Here is a 24,189-nt window from a genome sequence, read left to right on the forward strand (position 1 = left end):
CCCCGGGTCCTCACCGGTGACGTCAATCAGAAGCTGGCGGGACTCCTCCGCCATCCAGGTGCGGACACCGATGAGGTTCTCGGCCACCTCCGCATAGGACACGGCCACAGAGATGCGTCGGCCCTCCGCCTCTTCGACCTCGTGGGCGTCCCCAGCAGCGTCAGGAGTTCGTTCAGTGCCCTCAGACCGCCCGCTCCGGCCACATCGTGCAGCCCGGAGAGCTGCACAACCGGGTATGTGTCCATCGGATGCGCGGCCGCCGTGCGCAGAGAGCTGGTCAGTCCCGTGACGACGCTCTGCAGCGACTCACCTGTGAGCAGCTCCGCCGGGATGGCCAGCCCCATTCTGAGGGTCGTGTAGCCCAGAGCTGCTGCGGCGTCGAGACGCTCGGCCAGATCACCTGAGTCCCCTCAGCGACACCGCGCGTAATCCACCCAACGAATCCGGGCGCAACCAGCGTCCGGTCGAGGTCCTGCTCCTGGACGACGCCCTCGGGATACTGCTCCTTGAGCCGAGAGGCGGTCTCGTCGGATCCGAGCCACGCCACGTGTCCCTTCTCGACGAGCATCGCCTCGGCGTAGGGCTCCGCAGTGGAATGGATCGTCCCGTTGTTCAGAAGGTGCACGCTCTCGAGCGAGGCGGCTTCATTCATCGTCAAGTTCTTCGTCCTCCATGGATTGGTACGCGACTGAGGAGTATGCCACCACTCCCCTGCTGATGAGGCTGACCGCGTCCTGGCAGGCCGTGGCGAGCTTGCTGGTGGCCGTCGGCACCTTTGACAGCTGGTCGAGCGCGTCGATGCACTGCTTGGCCCACCGTACAAAATCTCCGGCGGCCAAAGGGGACTCCTCAAGGGCGGCTCGGAGGCTGGCGCCCGAGGCCCACCGATGCATCGGCAGCGTCAGGCCCATCTCCGGCGCAGCAGTCGGCTCGAGGTGATGCCGCTTCTCCAGCGCTTCCAGCTCGGTGTGCACCTCCAACGCTTCGCGGACCGCACGTGTGAGACCCGTCGTGGGCATCTGCGGCATCGCGCCCTCGTCCTCGCGCTTTGCCTGGTAGACCAGAAGGGTTGCGAACGACGCAAGCTCCTGCGGGCTCAGCGCGCTCAAGGCACCCTGCTCCACAAGCATCTCCGTGAAGAGATCTCGCTCGCCGTAGATGCGCCGGAGCCTCTGTCCCCGCTCCGTGACCACGAACTCCTCGGCCCGGAACTCATCCGCCACGGGCGCCGCCGTCGGCATCCGTTCATCGTCGGCGGGCACCATGTGCCTGAGGTCGAAGAGCACCCCGCACACTCGGTCGAACGTCTTGGCGATGGAGCCGGTGCGCTGATCAATCTTGGCCTTGAGCTGATCCGTCTCCCTCTGCAGCTTCCACCAGCGCTCCGCCCAGCGGACGTGGTCCTCCCGATCGCTGCAGGAGTGGCAGGGTGCTTGCGAAGGGCGTTTTCGAGCTGCTCGGTGTGTTCGCTGTCACCCGGCTGTTCGGCGAAGCCGAACCCCGGCTGCGGTGCGTTCTGACGAGGCGGAACCCGCTCCTGCAGGGCGGCCCTGAAGCTGGATGCGAGATCCCTGCGGATCTTGGGCACCTTGACCTGGGGTTTGCGAGGAAGCCGTATGGAGGAGATCACCTCAGGCGGCTGGGCGAAATCCTCGACTGTGAGGCTGCGAAGCTTGCCGTCATGGGTTACAACGCCGGGCCGCGGGTCGTGCTCCGGCGCGGCATGGACGACCAGGCACTCCCCAGATGACGCTTCGCCTTGCCGACCGAGCCGACGTCGATGATGTCCCCAGGCTCGAGGGCGGAGAGGACACGCACGATGTCCCGACGTCGCTGACGGCTTCTTGCCTTGGCCTGGTCCTTCTGCTGCTCGTTCAGCCTGCGTCTCAGCTCGAAGTACTCCTTGAAGCTGCCGAGGTGGCACTCCATGGATTCCTCGTAGCCTACCAACGAGGACTCGCGCTTGGCGACGTCGCGCGCCAGGCCCACCACGGCACGGTCGGCCTGGAACTGCGCGAAGGAGGACTCCAGAATGGTGCGGGCCCTGCGCCGTCTGAACTGAGCCGTGAGATTCACGGCCATGTTGTAGCTCGGGCTGAACGAGGAGTTCAGCGGGTAGGTGCGCTTCGACGCCAGACCTGCCACCTGCCGCGGATCCATGCCCGGCTGCCAGACGACCACCGCGTGCCCTTCGACGTCGATGCCGCGTCGGCCCGCACGTCCGGTCAGCTGCGTGAATTCGCCTGGCGTGATGTCGACGTGCGACTCGCCGTTGAACTTGTCGAGCTTCTCCAGAACGACGGTCCGGGCTGGCATGTTGATGCCCAGGGCCAGCGTTTCTGTGGCGAAGACCACCTTGAGCAGTCCCTCGGCGAAGAGGCTCTCGACCAGCTCTTTGAAGGGAGGCAGCATGCCGGCGTGGTGAGCGGCGACACCGCTGACGAGCGCCTCCCGGAATGTGTCGAAGCCGAGCACGGAGAGATCTTCGGCTTAGCAGCTCCCACCCCATCGCTTCAACGCGTGAGCTGATTTCGGCCGCCTCTTCCTTCGACGTCAGTCGCAGGTCCTGCTGGACGCACTGCTCCACTGCGGCCTCGCAGCCAGCCCTGGAGAAGATGAAGGCGATGCAGGGCAGCAGAGCCTGGCGGTCCAATGCGCGGATCATCTTGGGGCGAGAGAGCCTGTGCGTGCGCGATGGGGCCCCTGACAAGCTGGAGACCTGAGAGGACCCGCCTCCGCGCGCAGACGTGCGCTGCTCCCGCTGCGGACCTCCTCGGCCTCCCACGACCACGATGGCCGCCCGGGCGGCGCGAGCCGGGTGACTGCTGCAGCTGGACCATCCGCTGAAGCTGCGGATTCACGAGTGCCTGACGGTCGTCAGCCTCCTCCTCGTCAGCCTCGCCGGTGAACAGGTCGTACAGCTGGTGATCCACCACCATGTGCTGCCACAGCGGCACGGGACGGTGCTCTGAGACCACCACGGCGGTCTCGCCGCGCACGGTGTCCATCCATGCGCCGAACTCTTCTGCGTTGGAGACCGTGGCCGAAAGCGCAGCCACCTGAACCGACTCCGGCAGGTGGATGATCACCTCTTCCCACACGGCGCCGCGGAAGCGGTCAGCCAGGTAGTGCACCTCGTCCATGACGACGTACCGAAGCTGCTCGAGGGTCGATGAGTCCTGGTACAGCATGTTCCTCAGGACTTCGGTGGTCATCACGACCACGTCCGCTTCGGAGTTCACCGAGGTGTCGCCGGTGAGAAGCCCCACACGCGCGGCGCCGTAGTCCTCAACGAGCTCCTGATACTTCTGGTTGCTCAGCGCTTTGATGGGAGTGGTGTAGAAGGCCTTCTTGCCCTGGGCCAGGGCAAGGTGAACCGCGAACTCCCCGACGATCGTCTTGCTTACTCCCGTGGGCGCGGCGACCAGCACCGCCTTCCGGCTTCCAGTTCACGGCATGCCTGCACCTGAAATTCGTCCAGGTCGAAGGCCTGCGCCGCCCTGAAGGCACCCAACTGTGTCTTGGCCTCCGCGGCGCGACGGCGAGAGGCTGCATAGCGTTCGGCCGGTGAGCTCATGGCTCACACCCTATCGGCCGGAACTGACCATCCCCTTGTCTAGCCCGACTGGACGGGCGCCAAGCTCTCGCTCTCCTCCTCAGTGAAGAGACGGGACCTCACGAGGAAGCGGTGACCGGTGGGACCCTCAATGCTGAACCCTGCTCCCCTGCCCTGCGTGACGTCGATGGTGATGTGGGTGTGGGACCAGTACTCGTACTGCGCTTTGGAGATCCAGACCGGGACGGGCTCGCCCGTTCCCGCATCCAGCTCCCCAGAAGAACGTCCGCCGGACCCGTGGCGAAGGTTCCCTGGGTGTAGCACATCGGGGCCGAGCCGTCGCAGCAGCCTCCGGACTGATGAAACATCAGAGGTTGGCCATGGTCCTCGCGCAGCTGCCGCAGGAGCGCAGCAGCCTCTTCGGTGATCGCGACACGTTCGGCACTCATAGGGGCCTCCTTCAGACTTTGGGACGTCGCTCACTCGGCGGGATGGCCGGTGCGCACCAGCTGCGATGCGCACCGGCCCCTGCCGTCTGGATCAGAAGAAGCCGAGCTTGTCCTCTGAGTAGCTCACCAGCATGTTCTTCGTCTGCTGATAGTGCGCCAGCATCATGAGGTGGTTCTCACGGCCGATGCCCGACTGCTTGTATCCGCCGAATGCCGCATGCGCCGGGTACTGGTGGTAGCAGTTCGTCCAGACCCTGCCTGCCTGAATGTCTCTTCCTGCACGATACGAAATATTGGCATCGCGGGACCACACACCGGCGCCGAGTCCGTAGAGCGTGTCGTTGGCGGTGGAGATGGCATCGCGGTAGTCGGAGAACCCCGTCACCGACACGACAGGACCGAAGATCTCCTCTTGGAAGACGCGCATTCTGTTGGTGCCGCGGAAGATCGTCGGCTCCACGTAGTAGCCTCCGGCCAGGTCTCCGTCCAGCTCGGCCCGAGCACCTCCAGTCAGCACCTCGGCACCCTCCTTCTGGCCGATGTCGAGGTAGCTCAGGATCTTCTCCAGCTGGTCGTTGCTGGCTTGGGCTCCGACCTGGGTGTCGGTGTCCAGAGGGTTGCCCTGAACGACGGCCTTCGTCCTTCCACCGCTGCTTCGAGGAAGCTGTCGATGATGCTGTCCTGGATGAGCGCTCGTGAAGGACAGGTGCACACCTCGCCTTGGTTGAGCGCGAACATCGTGAAGCCTTCAAGTGCTTTGTCGTAGAAGGCGTCATCGGCCCGGCTGACATCCTCGAAGAAGATGTTCGGACTCTTCCCGCCGAGCTCCAGCGTGACCGGAATGAGGTTCTGGGATGCGTTCTGCATGATGAGCCGACCCGTGGTGGTCTCACCGGTGAAGGCAATCTTACGGATCCTCGAGCTGGATGCCAGCGGAGCGCCTACTCGGCTCCGAAGCCGTTGACCACATTGAGCACGCCATCAGGGAGCAGGTCTGCGATGAGCTCCATCAGCAGCAGGATGCTGCTGGGAGTCTGCTCCGCGGGCTTCAGGACGACCGCGTTGCCTGCCGCCAGCGCGGGCGCAAGCTTCCATGTGGCCATCAGAATGGGGAAGTTCCACGGGATGATCTGCCCGACGACGCCCAGCGGCTCGTGGAAATGGTAGGCGACGGTGTCGTTGTCTATCTCACTGATGCCACCTTCTTGGGCTCGAATTGCACCGGCGAAGTAGCGGAAATGATCGACAGCGAGCGGGAGATCCGCAGCAAGGGTCTCTCTGATCGGCTTGCCGTTCTCCCAGGTCTCGGCCACAGCAAGCATCTCGAGGTTCTCCTCGATCCTGTCCGCGATTCGAGTGAGAATGAGCGCGCGCTCTGCCACCGATGTCTTGCCCCACGCCGGGGCGGCCTTGTGAGCTGCATCGAGGGCCAGTTCGATGTCTTCGGCGGTGGACCTGGGGACTTCCGTGAATGTTCGTCCGTTCACGGGCGAGGGATTTTCGAAGTACTGTCCTTTGACGGGAGCGACCCAGCCCCTCCGATGAAGTTCTCGTATCGGGGCTTGAAGCTCACGACACTGCCTTCAGTGCCCGGCTGCGAGTATGTGCCCATGGTGGCCTCCTTCGATGGCTCGACTGGTGTGAGTTAGCTCACACTCACGAGGCTAGGGTGCCTGAGGTTGCATATGCGTTGCATAGCCCCACGCGCACCGCTCCGTTAGAATGTGATGTACCACACACCCTCGAGGCGGAAGGGCAATGATGAGGGCAGTTCCTGATCAGCCTGATACATGGAACACCCTTGCGCCCGGGCTGCGTGCATCGTGGCGACGGTCGGCTGAGTACCTGAGCGACCCCGCGGCAGCCCTTGCGCCTGTGGACACCTCCGATGACGACCTCGAAAGGCTGCGGGCATCCAGCCCCCTTCAGGGCGTACTGCCGGTCCTCGACCAGCTGCTCATCCGCCCCGCATCCGAAGCTGGCCTCATCGTCGCGATAGGCGACGCCCAGGGTCGCCTTCTGTGGGTCAACGGGGATCGCCAGGCTCTGAGGCGCGCGGAGGCCTCCGCGTTTCGGCCCGGGGCCCGGTGGTCCGAACGCGCCATCGGCACCTCCGCCCCGGGCGTAGCGCTGGCGACGGGACGAGGCGCCCAAGTCCACCAGGGCGAGCACTTCGCGTTCTCCGCGCATCAGTTCTCCTGCTCAGCCGCACCGATTCGCAATCCGCACACCGGCGCGGTTCTCGGCGTCGTGGATCTCACGGGCGGACCCGAAGCGGTGGCCGTCCATTCGCTCCCCTCATCTATGCCGCGATCTCCGCCGCAGAGGCAGAGCTGAAAGTGCTCACCAGCGATACTGGGCTGGCCCAGCTCATCACCTTGGGCACAGCAGTTCCGCTGCTGAGCACCGGCAGCCTTCGAGTGCGTCTCAGCCTGCGGCACGCCGAGATCCTGACACTGCTTGCCTGGCACGGGGATGCTGACCGGGGCAGGGGCCTCAGCTCCGGGGAGCTTGCCGAGATGCTTTTCGGCGAACGCGGCCACGAGGTGGCGCTCCGCGCTGAAATGGTGCGACTGCGCCGGGCGCTCGCGAAGGTCTCGGAGGGTGCAGGCGTCGATCTGCTCTCCAAGCCCTACCGGCTCACGTCGCCCTGCGAACTCGATGCCCTCACCGTGCGCCGGGCTCTGGCGTCGGGCGCCCGCAGCCTCGCTCTAGACATATACGGGGCCAGCTCCTCCCCGGCTCCGAGGCCCCGGAATCCTCATGCTGCGCCGAGCTTTGGAGGCTGAGATGCGGGAGACGATGCTTGCTGACGGCAGTGCGGAGGATCTCTGGAGGTACCTCCAGCTTCCTGAGACAACGGGAGACCTGCAGGCCCTCTATACCGCCCTTAAGCTCCTCCCGACGGACTCTCCGCAGCGCGCGGCCCTGGTTGCACGGGCCGGGCACGCACGGCTCTGAACCTGGTGTCTGCGCGCCTCCTCATCCTATGGTGAGGCGAACGAGAGCTGGATTCAGCCCATCAGAGGATTGCCGATGAAGGGATCAATCCACAGGCCGACGAAGAGGAGGGTGAGATAGAGGATGGACAGGTGGAAGACCTTCATGGCTTCCTTCTGCTTCAGGCTTCCGAGCTGGGCCTTGCGGTGCAGCACGTGGCACTCCCACACAAACCATGCTCCGGAGATGGCTGCCACCGCCGTGTACGTGATCCCAGCCCATCCCAGCGGCACGAGCAGGAGCGAGCAGACGACGGTGGCCCAGGCGTACAGCACGACCTGAACCGACACGGTATCTTCCGTGGCGACCGCACCGAGCATGGGCACGTCGGCCTTCTGATAGTCGGTCCGGTACTTCATGGACAGCGGCCAGTAGTGCGGCGGGGTCCACAGGAAGATGATCACGAAGAGCACCAGGGCTTACCAGTCCAAGGTTTCGCGCACAGCAGCCCAAGCGATCACCACGGGGAAGCATCCTGCGATGCCGCCCCAGATGATGTTCTGCTCAGTTCTGCGCTTGAGGACCATGGTGTAGACCACCACGTAGAAGAAGATGGCCGTCGCTCCGAGGAGCGTCGCCAAGGGGTTCGTGCCCACCCAGAGCACAGCCAGTGCGAGCAGGCCCAGCACCGAAGCGAAGACGAGGGCCTCACGCGGGCTCACCTCTCCGGTGACCAGCGGCCTCTTCTTGGTCCGGTTCATCAGCCGGTCCATGTCCCGATCCAGATAGCAGTTGAAGGCGCCACTGAGCCTGCCGCCATCGCACCGCCGATCATTGTGGCCACCGCGACCCAAAAGTCGGGGATCCCGCGCTGGGCGAAGAACATAGTGGGCAGAGTGGTGACGAGCAGAAGCTCGATCACACGAGGCTTCGTCAGTGACCAGTACGCTGCAGCCTTGCGCTTGAGCCCGGTCGAAGCGGGTGCGTCAGCTGCGGTGCGGGCGGGGGAAGTGGTCACCGGGACAGTCTAGCTGTTCTACGCCCTGTAGAAAACGTTCTGTGACAATGCGCACGATGGGCGCCTCAGGCGTCGATCCTATCCTTGTCGAGCGCACGCGACCCTTCGATGATGAAGTCCTTGCGCGGAGCGACGACGCTGCCCATCAGCAGGTCGAATGCCTTCTCCGCGGCATCGGCATCTTCGACCCGAATGCGTCGCAGGGACCGCCTCTGCGGGTCCATGGTGGTCTCCGCGAGCTGATCGGCGTCCATCTCTCCGAGTCCCTTGTACCGCTGGATCGGCTCCTTGTAGCGCAGGCCTGACGTTTCCAGCTCGGCCAGCAGCGCGATCAGCTCGGACTCCGAGTATGTGTAGCGAACATCGTTGGGCCTGCTGCCCGGCTGCACAACCTCCACCCGGTGCAGGGGCGGCACTGCGGCGAAGACCCGGCCTTCTTCGATCATGGGACGCATATAGCGGAAGAAGAGCGTCAGAAGCAGGGTTCTGATGTGGGCGCCGTCAACGTCAGCGTCGGTCATCAGCACGACTTTGCCGTACCGAACCGCACTGACGTCGAAGCTGCGCCCCGTGCCGGCGCCGATGACCTGGATCAGCGCCGCGCACTCCTGGTTCGACAGCATGTCGGAGACGGAGGCCTTCTGAACATTGAGAATCTTGCCGCGGATGGGAAGGAGAGCCTGGTAGTCCGAGGATCGCGCCAGCTTCGCGGTGCCGAGCGCCGAATCGCCCTCGACGATGAAGAGCTCCGAGGACTCGACCTCCTTGGCCCGGCATTCGACGAGCTTGGTAAGCATGGATGAGTTCTCCAGGGCGTTCTTCCGCCGCTGGGTCTCCTTCAGCTGCCGCGCGGAGATTCTGGACTTCATCTCAGAGACGATCTTCTCGAGCAGCACAGAGGTCTGCTGCTTGTCAGCCTTCTTCGCGGAGGCCAGCTTCTTCTCGAGCTCACCGGCCACAACCTTGGACACGATCTGGCGCGCCGCGGGCGTGCCGAGAATCTCCTTGGTCTGCCCCTCGAACTGCGGCTCAGCGATGCGAACTGTGATCACGGCTGTCAGGCCTGCGAGCACATCGTCCTTCTCCAGCTTGTCGCTGCCTGCCTTGAGCTTTCGCGCATTTGCCTCGACCGCCTTGCGGAATACTCGAAGCATGGCCTGCTCGAAGCCGCTGAGATGCGTGCCGCCCTTGGGCGTGGCGATGATGTTGACGAAGCTGCGAACCGTGATGTCGTAGCCGGTCCCCACTGCAGGGCTATATCCACCTCGCAGTCGCGCTGAACCTCCTGCATCTGCCCGTCGACCGGGACAGTTTCGGCAAAGGTGCCGTGCCCCTGTATGCGCCAGGTATCCGTGACCGGCGCGTCCGGCGTCAGATGCTCGACGAATTCGCTGATGCCTCCGTCGTACTGGAAGACCTGCTCCGCTCGCTCAGCACCGCGGAGGTCCTTGACGACGATCTTCAGGCCAGGCACCAGGAACGCCGTCTGCCTGGCGCGAGCGAAGAGCTCCTCGTCATTGAAGGCGGCGTCGGGTGTGAAGATCTGCCGGTCGGCCCAGTAGCGAACGGTGGTTCCGGTCATGCCGCGCTTGGCCCTGCCGGAGACCTGCAGCGGCGATCCGGCCTGAGCCGCTTCGAAGTGGTCAGTGGGCTTCGAACCGTCGAAGGTGCCCGGCTCGCCGCGGCGGAAGGACAGGGCATGAACCTTGCCGCCACGGGTGACGGTGGCGTCGAGACGGGCCGAGAGCGCGTTGACGACCGAGGCGCCCACGCCGTGAAGGCCCCTGACTGCGTTGTAGCTTCCGCCTCCGAACTTGCCCCCGGCGTGCAGCTTGGTGAAGACGACCTCGAGTCCCGACAGGCCGGTGCGAGGTTCGATGTCGACGGGGATTCCGCGTCCGTCGTCGCTCACCTCCACCGAATCATCCGCATGCAGGGTGACGGTGATGGCCGAGGCGTAGCTTACCAGCGCCTCGTCGACTGAGTTGTCGATGATCTCCCACAGGCAGTGCATCAGCCCCGGGAGTCGGTCGATCCGACGTACATCCCGGGCGCTTCCGCACAGCTTCCAGACCCTCGAGAACAGAGAGGTGCCGGGCGCTGTAGTCGTCGCGGGATGCCATGGTGCTCAGGGTAGTCGCCGGGGTACGCGGTGAGCGAAAGGCGCGCCCCTCCCCTGTGTTGGGGACTTTTCTCGAGGTCGACATGGTTGGATGGTCTGACATCGCTTGACGCAACGCTAGGAGGCGACATGACAAGCACCACCGGCACGCTCGAGGGTCAGACTCAGCTGACCGCCCTGGACCGCTGCGACCGCTGCGGCGCACAGGCGTACGTGCGCGCAGAGCTCGCTTCCGGAGGAGCACTCCTGTTCTGCAACCACCACGGACGCGCCGTCGAAGGGACCCTGCGCCCGAAGACGCTCAACTGGATCGACGAGTCTGACCGCATCAGCTGACAGCGCCAAGCTACACGTGGGGCCCCGACCGATCAGGTCGGGGCCCCACGTGTCTGAGAATCCTCAGTCGAGATAGTCGCGAAGAACCTGGCTGCGGCTCGGGTGCCGCAGCTTGGACATTGTCTTGGACTCTATCTGCCTTATACGCTCCCGGGTGACCCCGTAGACCTTGCCGATCTCATCCAGCGTCTTCGGCTGCCCATCGGTGAGCCCGAAGCGCATTGCGACGACGCCTGCCTCGCGCTCGGCGAGCGTATCCAGGACGGAGTGCAGCTGCTCCTGAAGGAGCGTGAAGCTCACCGCATCGGAGGGACGACAGCTTCGGAGTCTTCGATCAGGTCGCCGAACTCTGAGTCGCCGTCCTCGCCGAGAGGAGTGTGCAGAGAGATCGGCTCACGCCCATACTTCTGGACTTCGACGACCTTCTCAGGCGTCATGTCCAGCTCCGCTGCCAGCTCTTCGGGGCGGGCTCGCGTCCGAGGTCCTGCAGCATCTGCCGCTGGACACGCGCAAGCTTGTTGATGACCTCGACCATGTGGACCGGAATGCGAATGGTGCGTGCCTGGTCGGCCATTGCACGGGTGATGGCCTGGCGAATCCACCACGTGGCGTAGGTCGAGAACTTGAAGCCCTTGGTGTAGTCGAACTTCTCCACAGCACGGATCAGCCCCAGGTTGCCTTCCTGAATCAGATCCAGGAAGAGCATGCCGCGGCCCGTGTAGCGCTTGGCCAGGGAGACGACGAGACGCAGGTTCGCCTCGAGAAGGTGGTTCTTCGCCTTTCTGCCGTCTGCAACGATGAGCTGCAGGTCGCGCCGCAGCTTGCGGTCCGTGATGTCGTCGTTGGCCAGCTTGTGGTCGGCGAAGAGGCCAGCCTCGATCCTAAGAGCCAGGTCCACCTCCTGCTCGGCGTTCAGCAGCGCGACTTTGCCGATCTGCTTGAGGTAGTCCTTCACCGGATCGGCGGTGGCACCTGCCGAGACGACCTGTACGGCGGGCGCATCGTCATCATCCGCATTTGAGATGACGAAGCCGCGGCCGGAGGTCGACTCGTCCTCTTTGGGCTCCGCTGTGTCAGTGTCGACCAGCTTCTCGGCGTCTTCGCCCTCCTCCTCGGCCTTCGCCACAGCATTGGCGAGCGCCTGGGTGGGAGAATCCTCCTCACTGTCCACTTCAGCGAGGATCTCGTCGACAGCGTCAGTGGCTTTGCGCCGACCGCCCCCGGCCTTCTTGGCGGCAGGGGCCTTCTTGGCAGCTCCAGCCTTGGTCGAGGCGGTCTTTTTGGTCGCGGTCGACTTCTTGGCCGCAGAACCGGCCTTGGTCGAGGACTTGGAGGCTGTCGACTTGCTCGCCGCGCTGGTACGGGCAGCTGTCTTCTGCTCGCCGACTGCGGCAGTCTCTTCCTCGGTCTTGCTAGTGGGCACGTTGACCTTCCGACTCGACACGTTCGCTTTCCCGAGCTTCGCAGCACGGACAGGCACTGCCAGGCCCCTCTTGAGCCCAACACGCCTATGACCCTGTCAAGCCCGGCTGACGGGCACGCTCATCACGTTCGCCGCCAAAACGCCGGATCTGCAGGGTCTTAGGTGTCCTAACGATACGCAGTCAGCGCTCATTCCCGAAATGCGAAGCAGTTTTCGGCGAGGCGCCGCGGTCCGACTTCCACCAGCTGTAGCTCTGGACCTTCACGCGGGCCCATGGGGAAACGCCGAAAACCCCGAGAATCTGTCGACCAGCTCCGCCATGGTGCAGTCGGAGCTGTCCCCGAATTCCCTGCGGATCAGGTCCACAGCTTCGCTCGATACGGAGCTTCTGCCCTTCACCCACTCAATCCATGCTTTCAGAGTCAAGGCGGCCTCACGCTCTTCGGCCTCCGCATAGGGCAGCAGCTCTTTCAGCAGAGCCTCAAGAACTTCGATTCCCCTCCAGTCGGGACGGGATCCCGTTGCGCCGAGCCAGCAGTTTGCGTAGTCCTGCAGAAGGCGGTCCAACGCCTGCGCGTCCAACCCCTGGGGCAGTCTCGGGGCGAGTCTGCCCCAGAGTTCACCGTCTTCGAGACGCGCGGCCCCCGGGTCCCTGCGCAGCTCCTCGTGAAAGAGCGTTCCTGCAACGGCCGCCGGGTACCCCACAGAGGCCAGCGGAACGAGAGCATCTCGGACTCTCTTTCGGGCCAGCGTGCGCAGCATCGACGCGGCTGCCTCCTCCGCTGTGTGCAGCCACATCGAGGGCTCAGAGCCTCGGCCGCGTGAGAGAGCCTCGCCCCACAGCGTGAGCTCGTCCTCCACGCTCTCGGACGCGGCAGCGGTCTTCACCATCCTGCGCACCACACGCTGCGACGCCTCCGATGGAGCATGCACAGGGGTTAGGAACTCGTCCAGCAGGTCCGCCGGACCGGCCGCAGCACCTGCCCGGACGGTCAGCTGGGGAAGACGCTCGAGCGAGGAATCGAGCTCCGCGGAGATGCTGAAGCCCGGATACGGACAGCACGTCTCGTCGCGGCAGGTGTAGTTCCGCACAGCGTCGCCTCCGGCATGCCACACGTGAAGAAGCTCGACGCCGTACTCGGAGTCGAGGCAGCCCGCCAGCGTGTGGACGAGACCGTCATACAGCTGGCTGTGGAGCGGCGACGGCGCATGCTGTGTGAAGAGGAGAGCTATGGCCGTCTCGGGCGAAGGCTGCGAGTGTGGTAAGCGAGCCATTCGGCGCACTGACGGGCCATTGCATAGGGATCCGCCGCACCTCCGGCGAGGTCTACGCGGAGGTGCCCGCCGCTCGAGCCTCCCGCGAGTCCGATCAGGACCAACGACTCCTGCGGCATGTACCCGAAGGTGTGCTGCACGAGGGCCAGGGCGTCGCCCGGACGGTCGAGATGAGCGGAAGGCAACTTCTCCTGGGGCTGGGAGCGCGGGGCGTTCTCTGCTGTCATGGAGCAAGCGTGTCGTCGATCGCGGACAGGCGTCTGCGCCCCGGGCCGGGCTGAAGGAGTAAGCGCGGCTCTAGGCGCCTTCCTGCCCCGTGGAAAGTCGTCGCAGCGACAGTCAGTCGCGAGGGCCCTCGTCTTCGTCTGAGCCGTGCTGGGAGTCATTGCCCAAGGTTTCGTCGATGTCGCCCTCTGGCCCCTGAAGATACTGTCGCCCGGCTGAGAGCGCAGGTACTGCTCAACGGCAGCCCCAGCTCCTCGGCATCCGGCACCGCATCGTCACTGTGCACCAGCAGAGAGCGCTGCTGCTTGGTCGCGTACTGGTCGAAGTTCTGCTCGAGCTGCTCCACCACCTGCGCAACCTGAGGATTCTGCTGGACCTGGCGCGTAATGTCCGATTCGACCGCGCGAGCAGCCTCACGCAGATCATCAGTCGGAAGCATCAGCGCGCTCGCGGCGCCGACGTACTCCAGCGCGGCCACTGCCACTTGGGGTACTTGCCCGACGCCAAATAGTGGGGCACGTGAACGGTGTACCCGACCACGTCATGGTAAGCGGCATCGAACCGGTGCTCCAGCATCTGAGAAAGGCCCGCCTCGACTTGGGCATTGGGCGACCACGTCGAGATGCCGCTCACCAGGTCCTCGCGATTGCCGTGGGCCGTCACTCCCAATGGACGAGTGTGCGGAGCAGGCAGCCCCAGCGCATCGGCGAAGACTGTCAGGCTCACCCCGAGATGGTTCGCCAGCTCGAGCAGCGTCTCCGCCACCTTCTCCCAGTGAAAGTCAGGCTCATCCCCGGTCAGAAGCAGGAAGTTTCGCCCCAGGGCGTCCTGCAGCTCGTACAGATCCAGCCGCGGCCCCTGGAATTCTGAGAAGCGGCTGTCGGTGAAGAGCATCCGCGGTCGACGGGACCGATAGTCGAACAGGGCGTCCACATCAAAGCTGGCCATCTGCCGGTGCGGCAGCGCAGACAGCAGCGAGTCGGCCATCTGCTCGGAGAGCTGGTAAGCGTCGGTGTGTCCCGCCACAGACACCAGCATGCTCAGGCCTTCGGCACTGCTGGGACCGTCCTGCCCGGGCTCGTTGGAGCGCATGACGAGTTCTCCCGCCTGACCGCCGTCCTCATCGGGGTGCGCCTCGTCCTGAGGCTCGGCGTGCAGGTGCAGGAGGCTGAAGCGGTCTCCATCGACACCTGACTGGCCGGGATCGAACTGATCGTTGGGGCCCACACTGCTCCTTCGCCGGGTAGCCATTCTGTTCCTTGGGATGTGTGAGGAACAGTCTGCCCACGTCCGTCATTCCCTGCGCCGCGCCACGCCCGGTCTGCGCCGAAGAGCGCCGGTTGTGCCGACGGCGCCGACGAGTAGGATCGGGCACGTGATCAACGACTTCAAACCTTCACTGTCCGCTGTCTCCTCCGCCGTCGAGAAGGTCGACGCAGACGCGTTGGTGCTCGGAGGGCAAAGGGGCCGAAAGGCCCCGTGCTCCTGCCCAACCCGTTGGCTGACAATGCCGCGCGAAGCGTCGCCGACTCGCTGCAGGCTCTCGGCGCCTCAGGCTCCGAGGACCAGATTCTGCGCCTCCCCGGCGTCGACGGCTTCAAGTCCGAGACGCTCGTTCTGGTGGGAGTGGGAACTCTGACGGGCGAAGTCGACGGCGGCGTTTCGACGGAGGCCCTGCGGCGCGCGGCGGGATCCGCGGTCCGGCAGCTCTCGGGAGCCGACTCCATCGCTCTTGCACTTCCCTCGGCCACTGTCGAACAGGTCTCCGCTGTAGCAGAGGGCGCTGCGATCGGCGCGTACAGCTTCAACCACTTCAAAGGCAGCGAAGATGCTCGCCGCAAGGGACCTGCCTCAGAGGTCGTGGTGCTGACTCCGCTGAAGGAGAAGCACACCAAGGCAGCCATGGCCAGGGCCGGAGTGGTCGGCCATGCGGTTCGGGCCACTCGGGACCTCGTCAACACTCCCCCAAGCCACCTGTACCCGGAGTCCTTTGCGCAGATTGCGGAGAAGGCGGCGAAGGACTCGAAGACCAAGGTGAAGGTCTGGGCCCCCAAGGATCTGGAGAAGGAGGGCTTTGGGGTCTGCTCGGAGTGGGCAATGGGTCCTCCTGGGGACCCCGGATGGTCCGCATCGAGCACGCACCCTCGCGGCCCGCCGCGCACATCGCCCTGGTCGGCAAAGGCATCACGTTCGATTCGGGGGTCTCTCCCTCAAGTAAGCCAATGCAATGACTACCATGAAGCTCGACATGGCCGGGGCCGCGACGGTCCTCTCCATCGTGCTCGCCGCAGCCGAGCTCAACCTGCCGATCAGAGTGACGGGATGGCTCTGCCTTGCGGAGAACATGCCCTCCTCGACGGCGCAGCGACCGGAAGACGTGATCAGCATCTACGGGGGCAAGACGGTGGAGGTGCTGAACACCGATGCCGAAGGGCGTCTGGTCCTGGCCGACGGCATCGTTGCTGCCTCTGAGGAGCAGCCGGACGCCATCGTCGACGTGGCCACGCTCACCGGCGCTCAGATGATCGCCCTGGGCAACCGCACCTTCGGCGTCATGGGCCACGAGAGTCTCCGCGACAGCCTCGTAGAGGCGGCCGACGTGGCCGGGGAGTCCGCATGGGGCATGCCGATTCCTGAGGAGGCGCTCGCAGGGTTCCGCTCTGATGTGGCGGACCTGACGAACACTGGCGCACGCGAGGGAGGCATGCTCAACGCCGCAGCCTTCCTCCGAGAGTTCGTCGGCGACCGGACAGACGCGGATGAGGATGCGCTGGACCCGGAGACACGGCGGATCCCATGGGCCCATGTCGATATCGCTGGCCCCTCCTTCAACGACAAAGGCCCCTACGGTTACATTCCCAAGGGAGGCACAGGAGTGACTGTACGGACGCTGATTTCGTATCTCGAAGGCCTGGCCCGAGCCTGATCGCCGAGCCTATCGGCGCGGATTCGCACTGATAGGCTGACTTCCAGCGAAGAGGGCGATCCAGCCCTTCAACGTCTCACTCAAGGAGCACATATCGTGGCCGAAGAATTCGACGTCCTCGTTCTCGGCGGAGGGAGCGCTACTATGCCGCCGCCCTTCGCGCAGTGCAGCACGGCTTCAGCGTCGGACTGATCGAGAAGTCAAAGCTCGGCGGGACATGCCTGCACACCGGGTGCATACCCACCAAGGCATACCTGCACGCCGCTGAGATCGCCGACGAGGCGCGGTCCTCAGAGAAGTACGGCGTCAGAACCACCTTCGAGGGCGTCGACCTTGCGAAGGTGAAGGAGTACAAGGACGGAATCGTCGCTAAGCAAGCACAAAGGCCTCACCGGTCTGCTGAAGATGCGGAAGATTCAGGTGATCGAGGGGAAGGCAAGCTCGTGTCCCCGCAGAGATCGACGTGGACGGCACCAGCTACAGCGCTCAGAACATCGTCCTGGCGACCGGTTCGACGGCGAAGACGTTCGGCCTGCCGCTGAGCGACAAAGTCATCACATCCACCGAGGCGCTCGAGATGGAGGAGCTCCCAAGTCAGCGATCGTTCTGGGCGGCGGAGTGATCGGCTCCGAATTTGCCTCAGTATGGAAGTCCTATGGGGTCGACGTCACCATCATCGAAGGGGCGCCCAGCCTGGTCCCCAACGAGGACCCTGACATCATCAAGCAGCTCGAGAAGACGTTCAAGGCTCGCGGCATCTCCTTCAGCACCGGAACCTTCTTCAAAGATGTGGAGGAGACCGCCGACGGGGTGAAGGTCACGCTGGAAGACGGCACGACGTTCGAGGCAGACCTGTGCTTGGTCGCGGTGGGCCGAGGACCGGTCACCGATGGCCTGGGGCTCGAGGACCAGGGCATCACCCTGGATCGAGGCTTTGTCATGACGGACGACCGCCTTCACACCGGCGTTGGAAACATCTACGCAGTGGGCGACATCGTCCCCGGCCTTCAGCTCGCGCACCGGGGCTATCAGCACGGCATCTTCGTTGCTGAGGAGATCGCTAACAACAGCCCTATGACTGTGCTGGACATCAACATCCCCAAGGTGACGTACTGCGAGCCCGAGATCATGTCCATCGGCTACACGCAGCCGATGGCGGAAGAGACCTACGGCAAGGACCAGATCGAGGTCACCAAGTACAACTTGGTAAGCAACGGAAGTCGTCCATCCTCGGGACCGGCGGAATCATCAAGATGATCGCTGTCAAGGGCGGCCCGATCGTGGGAGTCCACGGCATCGGCACCCGCATCGGTGAGCAGATCGGCGAAGCGCAGCTGATCGTCAACTGGGAGGCATACCCCGAAGACGTAGCCAGCCTCCTCCACGCACACCCCACCCAGAACGAAGCAATGGGTGAAGCGGCGATGGCGCTCTTCGGCCACCCCTGCACGGATAACGACCACTCGTCGACCACTCATATCGATTAGGAGCCGGACATCATGTCTGAGACTGTGAACCTTCCCGCCCTTGGTGAGTCCGTCACCGAGGGCACCGTGACCCGCTGGCTCGTCGAGGTCGGAGAGGAGGTCGAGGTCGACCAGCCCATTGTGGAGGTGTCCACGGACAAGGTCGACACCGAGGTCCCCTCACCTATGGTAAGCACCATCGAGGAGAAGCTCGTCGACGAGGACGACACCGTGGAGGTCGGCGCCCCGCTCGTCAAGATCGGCGACGGCTCGGGCGGCGAGTCCGACGGGTCAGAGGGCGCTGAGCAGGACGACAGCGCCGATGAGTCCAACCAGCAGACGAAGGAGGAGCCTGAGGAGACTGCCGACTCGGCCGAGGAGGGGACCGCCGAAAGCGGCGCCGCAGACACCTCTCCTGCCGCGGAGTCAGGCTCCGGAGGTGGAGGCGATGGTGAAGAGGTCACCCTCCCCGCCCTGGGCGAGTCCGTGACAGAAGGCACTGTCACGCGTTGGCTGGTTGCCGTGGGCGACGAGGTCGAGGTCGATCAGCCGCTGCTCGAAGTCTCCACCGACAAGGTCGACACTGAGGTTCCCTCCCCGTCGCAGGAACAGTCCAGGAGCTCAAGGTCTCTGAGGATGAGACCGTCGAGGTGGGAGCGGTTCTCGCTCTCATAGGATCCGGATCTGCAGGCGGCGGTTCCGCGCCCAGCGCCGAGCCCGAGCCCGAGCCGGAATCTGAGCCTGAGACTCAGCCGGAAGGTGAGCCCGAGCCGGAATCGCGGAAGGACACCGCCCCGCAGGAGGAAGAAGCAGCTGAGGCCGCATCCTCTGAGCAGGCGTCCGCAGACGACGCGGTGGAGTCGAGCAGTCATGAAGACCCCTCCCCGTGGAGAAGGAATCTGCTGCGGCCTCCGATGCTTCCGGCGAAGCATCCGGAGAGAGCTATGTGACTCCCTCGTCCGGAAGCTTGCGAAGAAGGAGGGCATCGACCTCTCCGAGATCCAAGGCACCGGAGTCGGAGGGCGCATCCGCAAACAGGATGTGCTCGACGCGGCAGAGTCCAAGAAGTCGGAGCTACCAGGGCGAAGCAGCTTCGCAGCCCGCTCCGGTGCAGCCCGACACCTCACAGCGCGGCAAGACCGAGAAGGCACCGCGCATCCGTCAGGTCATCGCCCAGCGCATGACCGAGTCGCTGCAGGTCTCGGCTCAGCTGACTCAGGTCCATGAGGTCGACATGACTCGCATAGTCAACCTCCGGTCCAAGGCCAAGGCGTCCTTCCAGGAAGCCAACGGAGTGAAGCTGACCTACCTTCCCTTCATCGCTCAGGCCGTGACGGAGGCCCTCAAGCAGCACGCAGTCCTCAACGCTCAGTACGACGCGGACACCAAGGAGATCACGTACCACGACGCTGAGCACCTTGCGCTTGCTGTCGACACTGACAAGGGTCTCTTCGTCCCCGTGGTCAAGGACGCCGGAGAGCTGAACCTCGGCGGCCTCGCCAAGAAGATCTCCGACGTCGCGCAGCGGACCCGTCAGGGCAGCATCTCTCCCGAGGAGCTCAGCGGCGGAACCTTCACGATCACCAACCTGGGCTCGTTCGGGGCACTCTTCGACACCCCGATCATCAATCAGCCGCAGGCTGCGATCCTGGGCACCGGAACGATCGAAAAGCGGCCTGCCGTAGTGGCCGACGCCGATGGCAACGAGAGCATCGGCATCCGCCACCTGATGTACCTCTCGCTGACGTATGACCACCGCCTCGTCGACGGTGCAGACGCTTACCGGTTCCTTCAGACGCTCAAGGCGAGGCTCGAAGAGGCTCGCTTCGAAGGAGAGCTCGGCCTCTAGCACGAGGCGACCCCCTTCGGCCTGCGCGCAGCAGGCGACTGAGGCCGCTTACGAGTGATTCTCGCTTACGGCCTTTCCTCTTCCCCTGCGGACCAGAGGGAAGCATCGTCGGCAGCTCTGCCAGGACTTCCTCATCAGTCTGAGCGCGAAGGTTCAGCGGCTCGGGATCAGCCGAAGCATAGACCTCTGCGGCAAACTCCCAGGCACCAGGCATATCGCCGTCCCCTGCTTCCAGACACTCCTCGAGGAGGTCAGCAAGCCCCTCGCTCACCTGGGGACAGATCACTCGCAGCGGCGTGCGGCGACGACCCCGGCCCGGCGCCTCGCCTACCAAGCACAGCCAGGCGACCTCGCCAGCGCCCTGACATCCTGTTCGCCGCTCACCGCATCATTGCCCATGCCCAGCAGATACGCGTCTCCCAAATCGGCAAGCACGGGTTTCCCCTCAGGCGTCAGGAGAATGTTCGCGGCCGTGACATCGCCATGGGAGGCACCCTGGGTGTGAAGATGGGCACATGCCTCCGCGATAGGGCTCAGCGCGGTCACCATCCGCGAGGGCGAGAGCACACCGCCATGGGTCAGCAGACCCGCCAGGGAACCCGCAGCAGCGACGTCGAGAAGCAGTCCGCGGTCGCCGTCCCCAGTATCCAGAGCGATGCCCCAGGCCCGCACCAGATGCGGATGCGCCAGCGGGACCATGGCGTCGAGCTCCGCTCGAAGGCTGTGCGACGACGGCGCGCTCCGAGGAGACTCCAGAGGCACCTTCAGCGCCAAGACCTCCGGAACAGCATCCCCAACGAGATCCACATGCACCCTGATGCCTCCGTCTCAAGACGCCGAACCTGCCATACCGCGCAGCGGCCGCCGATGCCCAGCAGACGTTCGCTCCTCAGACCAGCCACCTGCGGGCGGTGGGGAATCGACACTCTGCCGAAGTCGGAGGGCTCCAAAGTCATAGGATCAGCATTCAGCAGATCGCTGAACCCTGCAGAGCCTTTCCACAGATCGCGCCAGTCCATAGGGCGTAGAGTGGGCGGCATGGCTCTTGAATACCGGCGCCTGGGCTTCGACCCGCACCTGGTTGATTATGCAGACGCGTTCGCGCTTCAGAAACAGCTCCACGTTGACGCAATGGCGGACCCCTCACGCTCCACAGTCCTCCTCCTGGAGCATGCTGACGTCTACACGGCCGGTAAGCGCACCGAGGACCACGAGAAGCCCCGCGACGGCACACCAGTGGTGGAGGTCGATCGCGGGGAAAGATCACCTGGCACGGACGAGGGCAGCTCATCGGCTACCCTATTCTCCACCTCAAGCACCGGACTGTCGTGAAGAAATATGTCTGGGCCCTCGAGGACACCATTATGAAGGTGCTTCGAGAGAGCTACGGAATCATCTCCACCCGGGTGGAGGGGCGCGTCGGAGTCTGGATCGTGGGCGACTCGGCATCCGGAACGCCCGACCGGAAGATCGCAGCGATCGGCGTGCGCAATCACCGCGGAGTCACCACTCACGGCTTTGCGCTGAACTGTTCGAATGCGCAGTCTCCGTTCGAGAACATTGTTCCCTGCGGCATCGATGACGCTGAGACAACGTCCATCACCCGGGAGATCGGGCGCGTGGTCACGCCCGCGGACGTCGTCGATCAGATAGAGCAGGAATTGCGTGCGGTCCTTCCACGTTTCGTCAAGGAGAGCGCAGACCAGGAAAGCAGCGGCTATGCCGACCCGGCGGCCAGCTCCGAGCGGGCCGCCCTCTAACACCTCGACCTTGAAGGAAGGTTCCATCACGTGAGCGGATGCGCACCGACAAACTCAGCCTCCACCTCCATCGCACCAGAGGGCCGACGCATGCTTCGCGTCGAGGCCAAGAACGCCGCGGTTCCGGTGGAGCGCAAACCGGAGTGGATGCGGACCAAGGTCAAGATGGGCCCGGAGTTCGCCGCCATGAAGAAGCGCGTCGGCGGGTCCGGGCTGCACACCGTGTGCGAAGAAGCAGGGTGTCCCAATATCTTCGAGTGCTGGGAGGATCGTGAAGCGACCTTCCTCATCGGAGGATCAGCCTGCACACGACGCTGCGACTTCTGCGAGATCGACACCGGTCACCCGCGGCGCTCGATGAGATGGAGCCGCTCCAGGTGGCACGATCGGTCGCCGAAATGCAGCTCCGGTACGCGACGGTGACGGGGTGGCCCGGGACGACCTCGCCGACGAGGGAGTCTGGCTCTACGCCGAAACGATCCGCAAGATACACGAGCTCAACCCCGGCACCGGCGTGGAGATCCTCATCCCTGACTTCTCCGGCAAGGAGGAGAACATCGCAGGCATCTGCGAGGCCAAGCCAGAGGTCTTCGCGCACAACGTCGAAACTGTTCCGCGCATCTTCCGGCGCATCCGTCCGGCGTTCCGCTACGAGAGGTCTCTCGACGTCCTCACCCAGGGCCAGCGCCACGGCATGATCACCAAGTCCAACCTCATACTCGGCATGGGTGAAACGCGAGAAGAGATATCCGAGGCGCTGCGCGATCTGCACGACGCGGGCTGCGACCTGCTGACCATCACCCAGTACCTGCGCCCGACGCCCCGCCACCTTCCCGTGGACCGGTGGGTCAAGCCCCAAGAGTTCATGGAGATCTCCCAGGAGGCCGAAGAGATCGGCTTCCTCGGCGTGATGTCCGGCCCCCTTGTCCGTTCGTCCTACCGCGCCTACTCGCTCTGGGCGAAGGCGATGCAGAGAAAGGGCTTCGACATTCCTGCGGAGCTTGCTCACATTGAGCCCTCCGGCCAGACCAAGCAGGAAGCCTCCACACTCGTCGCCGCAGGCTTCTGACCGATCCGCAGACGCACAGGCACTGCGATCCGGTACCCTGGAACGCATCATGGCAAAGTCCGAATCCTCCCCACGCTCACCAAAGAGCAGGCCAAGGCCGAGCTGAAGCAGCTCCGCGCGCAGAACAAGCGGCAGAAGGCCGAGAAGAAGTCGCAGAAGAAGGCCAATAGGGAAAGAAGAGCGGCCAGGACGGCTTCTTCTCCCGCATCAAGCAGGTCTTCAGCATGACGCGCACCTACGACCCGAACATCGGGTGGTGGATGGCGCTCGCGGCCCTCCTGGCTTTCGCCGTCACATTCGTGGTCGCCACGCTGCTGCTCAACTGGATCACAGGCCTCCTGGTCGGCCTCCCCAGCGCCTTGCTGGGCGCCCTCATTGTGATGAACCGACGCGCGGAGAAGGCCGCCTTCGCCCGCATCGAAGGAAGACCAGGCGCTGCTGCAGCAGCCCTGGGCACTCTCCGGCGAGGGTGGATCGTCGAGGAGGAGCCCATCCAGATGGACCCCAAGACACAGGATGCTGTGTTCCGGGTCATCGGCAAGCCAGGCGTCGTTCTCGTTACCGAAGGTCCGGCGGGCCGCGCCCAGAAACTGGGCGAGAAGACTCGCAAACGTCTCAAACCCGTGCTCCGCAACGAGGTGCCGGTCCATGTCGTGCAGACTGGACGCGGGGACAAGCAGGTTCCGCTGTCCAAGCTGACCAAGCACATCAAGAAGCTGGACAAGAAGCTCACCAAGCACGAAGTGCACGAGGTCGACCGGCGCATGTCCGCTCTCCCCTCGGCTCGGCCGCCGATTCCCAAAGGTGTGGATCCCTACAGAGCGCGACCGGACCGCAAAGCCCTCCGCGGCTAGGTGGTAGAGTAGGCGGCTGTCTGGCAGGCGCGGGCTCAGCCTGTTGTCGTAGTCACCGAGCAATCGGCAGCTCGAGCTCTCCTTCAGGTCGTGAACCTGTTCCGGAGGCCAGGTACCGCGCACATCACTGCTGTGCGCGGCGCAATAAACACGATGCCGTCGCCATTGAGCAGAAAGTTGCATGATCTATGCCTAAGACCCCATTGCGCGCCCGACGGACGGTGAAGGCCTCCCGCGCCCTCGGCGTTGCGCTGACTCCCAAGGCCCAGAAGTACCTCGACCGTCGCCCCTACGGTCCCGGTCAGCACGGCCGTACGCGTCGTCGCACCGACTCGGACTACGCAGTGCGTCTGCGCGAAAAGCAGAAGCTCCGCGCCCAGTACGGCATCCGTGAGTCCCAGATGCTCCGCTACTACGAAGAGGCGAAGCGCCAGTCGGAGGGCCTGACGGGTGAGAACCTGATCGAGCTCCTCGAATCTCGCCTTGACGCTCTCGTGCTCCGCTCGGGCTTCGCTCGCACCATCGCCCAGGCGCGGCAGTTCGTGACCCACCGTCACATCACCGTGAACGGCAAGCGCGTGGACCGGCCCTCATACCGCGTCAAGCCCGGTCAGATCGTGCAGGTCCACGAGCGCTCTGAGAAGTTTGAGCCCTTCCAGGTTGCCGCTGCTTACGCGCACCAGGAGGTCCTCCCGTCCGTTCCCGGCTACCTGAGCGTGGATATCGAGAAGCTTCAGGCCACCTTGGTCCGCAAGCCTGCACGCGCGGAAGTTCCCGTGACGTGCGAAGAGCAGCTGGTCGTCGAGTACTACGCCCGCTGAGTCCTTTTCATGGCTGAGAGAGCCCGCCGCTGCCTCCGGGCACGGCGGGCTCTCTCATTCCCGCTAAACTTGCACGGCACCGCATTCGAATGAGTTGGAG

The 24,189-nt window shown here is 64.4% G+C and carries 14 protein-coding genes and 10 pseudogenes; 11 read left to right on the top strand and 13 right to left on the bottom strand.

Annotation, left to right across the window (positions count from 1 at the left end):
* Nucleotides 1-26: 26 nt before the first annotated feature.
* From K0H76_RS11635 to K0H76_RS11655, 5 genes and pseudogenes are all read right to left on the bottom strand, one after another.
* Nucleotides 27-344: a hypothetical protein gene (locus tag K0H76_RS11635; protein ID WP_258933092.1), complete on the bottom strand. Its 318-nt coding sequence runs from the start codon at nucleotides 342-344 to the stop codon at nucleotides 27-29.
* Nucleotides 278-652 carry a hypothetical protein gene (locus K0H76_RS11640; protein ID WP_258933093.1) on the bottom strand — a complete coding sequence of 125 codons (375 nt, stop codon included), beginning with the start codon at nucleotides 650-652 and terminating at the stop codon, nucleotides 278-280. The genes K0H76_RS11635 and K0H76_RS11640 overlap by 67 nt, the downstream gene beginning before the upstream one ends.
* Nucleotides 645-3,577: pseudogene (locus K0H76_RS11645) on the bottom strand (DEAD/DEAH box helicase). The gene K0H76_RS11640 and the pseudogene K0H76_RS11645 overlap by 8 nt, the downstream one beginning before the upstream one ends.
* 39 nt (nucleotides 3,578-3,616) lie before the next feature.
* Nucleotides 3,617-4,005: pseudogene (locus tag K0H76_RS11650) on the bottom strand (DUF779 domain-containing protein).
* Between the two features lie 91 nt (nucleotides 4,006-4,096).
* Nucleotides 4,097-5,617: pseudogene (locus K0H76_RS11655) on the bottom strand (aldehyde dehydrogenase family protein).
* Between the two features lie 263 nt (nucleotides 5,618-5,880).
* Between K0H76_RS11655 and K0H76_RS11660 the strand changes: the two are divergent.
* The gene (locus K0H76_RS11660) at nucleotides 5,881-6,342 is read left to right on the top strand and encodes a GAF domain-containing protein (RefSeq protein WP_258933094.1); all 462 of its coding nucleotides are present in this window, start codon (nucleotides 5,881-5,883) and stop codon (nucleotides 6,340-6,342) included.
* A gap of 2 nt (nucleotides 6,343-6,344) precedes the next feature.
* The gene (locus K0H76_RS11665) at nucleotides 6,345-6,794 is read left to right on the top strand and encodes a hypothetical protein (RefSeq protein WP_258933095.1); all 450 of its coding nucleotides are present in this window, start codon (nucleotides 6,345-6,347) and stop codon (nucleotides 6,792-6,794) included.
* A 225-nt stretch (nucleotides 6,795-7,019) separates the two neighbouring features.
* Here the strand turns inward: K0H76_RS11665 and K0H76_RS11670 are convergent.
* Both K0H76_RS11670 and K0H76_RS11675 read right to left on the bottom strand, forming a co-directional pair.
* Nucleotides 7,020-7,963 (bottom strand): annotated as a pseudogene (locus K0H76_RS11670) (heme o synthase).
* A gap of 65 nt (nucleotides 7,964-8,028) precedes the next feature.
* Nucleotides 8,029-10,086: pseudogene (locus K0H76_RS11675) on the bottom strand (type IIA DNA topoisomerase subunit B).
* A 128-nt stretch (nucleotides 10,087-10,214) separates the two neighbouring features.
* On the opposite strand from K0H76_RS11675, the gene K0H76_RS11680 reads away from it, so the two are divergent.
* On the top strand, nucleotides 10,215-10,421 hold the full coding sequence (locus K0H76_RS11680; RefSeq protein ID WP_146341709.1) for a hypothetical protein: 207 nt from the start codon (nucleotides 10,215-10,217) through the stop codon (nucleotides 10,419-10,421).
* Nucleotides 10,422-10,484: 63 nt separating this feature from the next.
* Here K0H76_RS11680 and K0H76_RS11685 read toward each other — a convergent pair.
* The 5 genes and pseudogenes from K0H76_RS11685 to K0H76_RS11705 all read right to left on the bottom strand — a co-directional run bounded on the left by K0H76_RS11685 (nucleotide 10,485) and on the right by K0H76_RS11705 (nucleotide 14,595).
* Nucleotides 10,485-11,844 (bottom strand): annotated as a pseudogene (locus K0H76_RS11685) (RNA polymerase sigma factor).
* 261 nt (nucleotides 11,845-12,105) lie between these two features.
* Entirely contained in the window at nucleotides 12,106-12,960 is an 855-nt protein-coding gene (locus K0H76_RS11690; RefSeq protein ID WP_258933096.1) for a hypothetical protein, read from the bottom strand.
* A 113-nt stretch (nucleotides 12,961-13,073) separates the two neighbouring features.
* Nucleotides 13,074-13,346, bottom strand: a complete 273-nt coding sequence (locus K0H76_RS11695; protein WP_258933097.1) for a DUF4192 domain-containing protein — start codon at nucleotides 13,344-13,346, stop codon at nucleotides 13,074-13,076.
* 155 nt (nucleotides 13,347-13,501) lie between these two features.
* Entirely contained in the window at nucleotides 13,502-13,822 is a 321-nt protein-coding gene (locus tag K0H76_RS11700; protein ID WP_258933098.1) for a hypothetical protein, read from the bottom strand.
* Nucleotides 13,783-14,595 (bottom strand): PAC2 family protein, encoded by an 813-nt coding sequence (locus tag K0H76_RS11705; protein ID WP_258933099.1) that lies wholly within the window; start codon nucleotides 14,593-14,595, stop codon nucleotides 13,783-13,785. Before K0H76_RS11705 ends, K0H76_RS11700 begins: the two co-directional genes overlap by 40 nt.
* A 124-nt stretch (nucleotides 14,596-14,719) precedes the next feature.
* On the opposite strand from K0H76_RS11705, the pseudogene K0H76_RS11710 reads away from it, so the two are divergent.
* From K0H76_RS11710 to sucB, 3 pseudogenes are all read left to right on the top strand, one after another.
* Nucleotides 14,720-16,270: pseudogene (locus K0H76_RS11710) on the top strand (leucyl aminopeptidase).
* A gap of 93 nt (nucleotides 16,271-16,363) precedes the next feature.
* Nucleotides 16,364-17,757, top strand: a pseudogene (locus K0H76_RS11715) (dihydrolipoyl dehydrogenase).
* 12 nt (nucleotides 17,758-17,769) lie between these two features.
* Nucleotides 17,770-19,585, top strand: a pseudogene (gene sucB / locus K0H76_RS11720) (2-oxoglutarate dehydrogenase, E2 component, dihydrolipoamide succinyltransferase).
* A gap of 327 nt (nucleotides 19,586-19,912) precedes the next feature.
* On the opposite strand, the gene K0H76_RS11725 reads toward sucB, so the two are convergent.
* A complete protein-coding gene (locus K0H76_RS11725) occupies nucleotides 19,913-20,392 on the bottom strand; it encodes a protein kinase (RefSeq protein WP_258933100.1) in 480 nt (159 codons plus the stop codon).
* Between K0H76_RS11725 and K0H76_RS11730 the strand changes: the two genes are divergently transcribed.
* The 5 genes and pseudogenes from K0H76_RS11730 to rpsD all read left to right on the top strand — a co-directional run bounded on the left by K0H76_RS11730 (nucleotide 20,393) and on the right by rpsD (nucleotide 24,089).
* Nucleotides 20,393-20,917 carry a hypothetical protein gene (locus K0H76_RS11730; RefSeq protein ID WP_258933101.1) on the top strand — a complete coding sequence of 175 codons (525 nt, stop codon included), beginning with the start codon at nucleotides 20,393-20,395 and terminating at the stop codon, nucleotides 20,915-20,917.
* Nucleotides 20,887-21,345: a hypothetical protein gene (locus K0H76_RS11735; RefSeq protein WP_258935399.1), complete on the top strand. Its 459-nt coding sequence runs from the start codon at nucleotides 20,887-20,889 to the stop codon at nucleotides 21,343-21,345. The genes K0H76_RS11730 and K0H76_RS11735 overlap by 31 nt, the downstream gene beginning before the upstream one ends.
* Nucleotides 21,346-21,435: 90 nt before the next feature.
* Nucleotides 21,436-22,414: pseudogene (lipA, locus tag K0H76_RS11740) on the top strand (lipoyl synthase).
* A gap of 224 nt (nucleotides 22,415-22,638) precedes the next feature.
* Nucleotides 22,639-23,268, top strand: a complete 630-nt coding sequence (locus K0H76_RS11745) for a DUF4191 domain-containing protein (protein WP_258933102.1) — start codon at nucleotides 22,639-22,641, stop codon at nucleotides 23,266-23,268.
* Nucleotides 23,269-23,456: 188 nt separating this feature from the next.
* Nucleotides 23,457-24,089, top strand: a complete 633-nt coding sequence (rpsD, locus tag K0H76_RS11750) for a 30S ribosomal protein S4 (protein WP_258933103.1) — start codon at nucleotides 23,457-23,459, stop codon at nucleotides 24,087-24,089.
* Nucleotides 24,090-24,189 lie beyond the last annotated feature (100 nt).

It is taken from the genome of Nesterenkonia pannonica (genome assembly GCF_019575955.1).
Taxonomy (GTDB): Bacteria; Actinomycetota; Actinomycetes; order Actinomycetales; family Micrococcaceae; genus Nesterenkonia; species Nesterenkonia pannonica.

Excerpts from the sequence above, each read along its gene's own strand:
- K0H76_RS11635 (WP_258933092.1), bottom strand. The coding sequence starts at position 344 with ATGGGGCTGGCCATCCCGGCGGAGCTGCTCACAGGTGAGTCGCTGCAG.
- K0H76_RS11640 (WP_258933093.1), bottom strand. The coding sequence starts at position 652 with ATGAATGAAGCCGCCTCGCTCGAGAGCGTGCACCTTCTGAACAACGGG.
- K0H76_RS11680 (WP_146341709.1), top strand. The coding sequence starts at position 10,215 with ATGACAAGCACCACCGGCACGCTCGAGGGTCAGACTCAGCTGACCGCC.
- K0H76_RS11695 (WP_258933097.1), bottom strand. The coding sequence starts at position 13,346 with ATGACAGCAGAGAACGCCCCGCGCTCCCAGCCCCAGGAGAAGTTGCCT.
- K0H76_RS11705 (WP_258933099.1), bottom strand. The coding sequence starts at position 14,595 with ATGGCTACCCGGCGAAGGAGCAGTGTGGGCCCCAACGATCAGTTCGAT.
- K0H76_RS11730 (WP_258933101.1), top strand. The coding sequence starts at position 20,393 with ATGCACCCTGATGCCTCCGTCTCAAGACGCCGAACCTGCCATACCGCG.
- K0H76_RS11745 (WP_258933102.1), top strand. The coding sequence starts at position 22,639 with ATGACGCGCACCTACGACCCGAACATCGGGTGGTGGATGGCGCTCGCG.
- rpsD (WP_258933103.1), top strand. The coding sequence starts at position 23,457 with ATGCCTAAGACCCCATTGCGCGCCCGACGGACGGTGAAGGCCTCCCGC.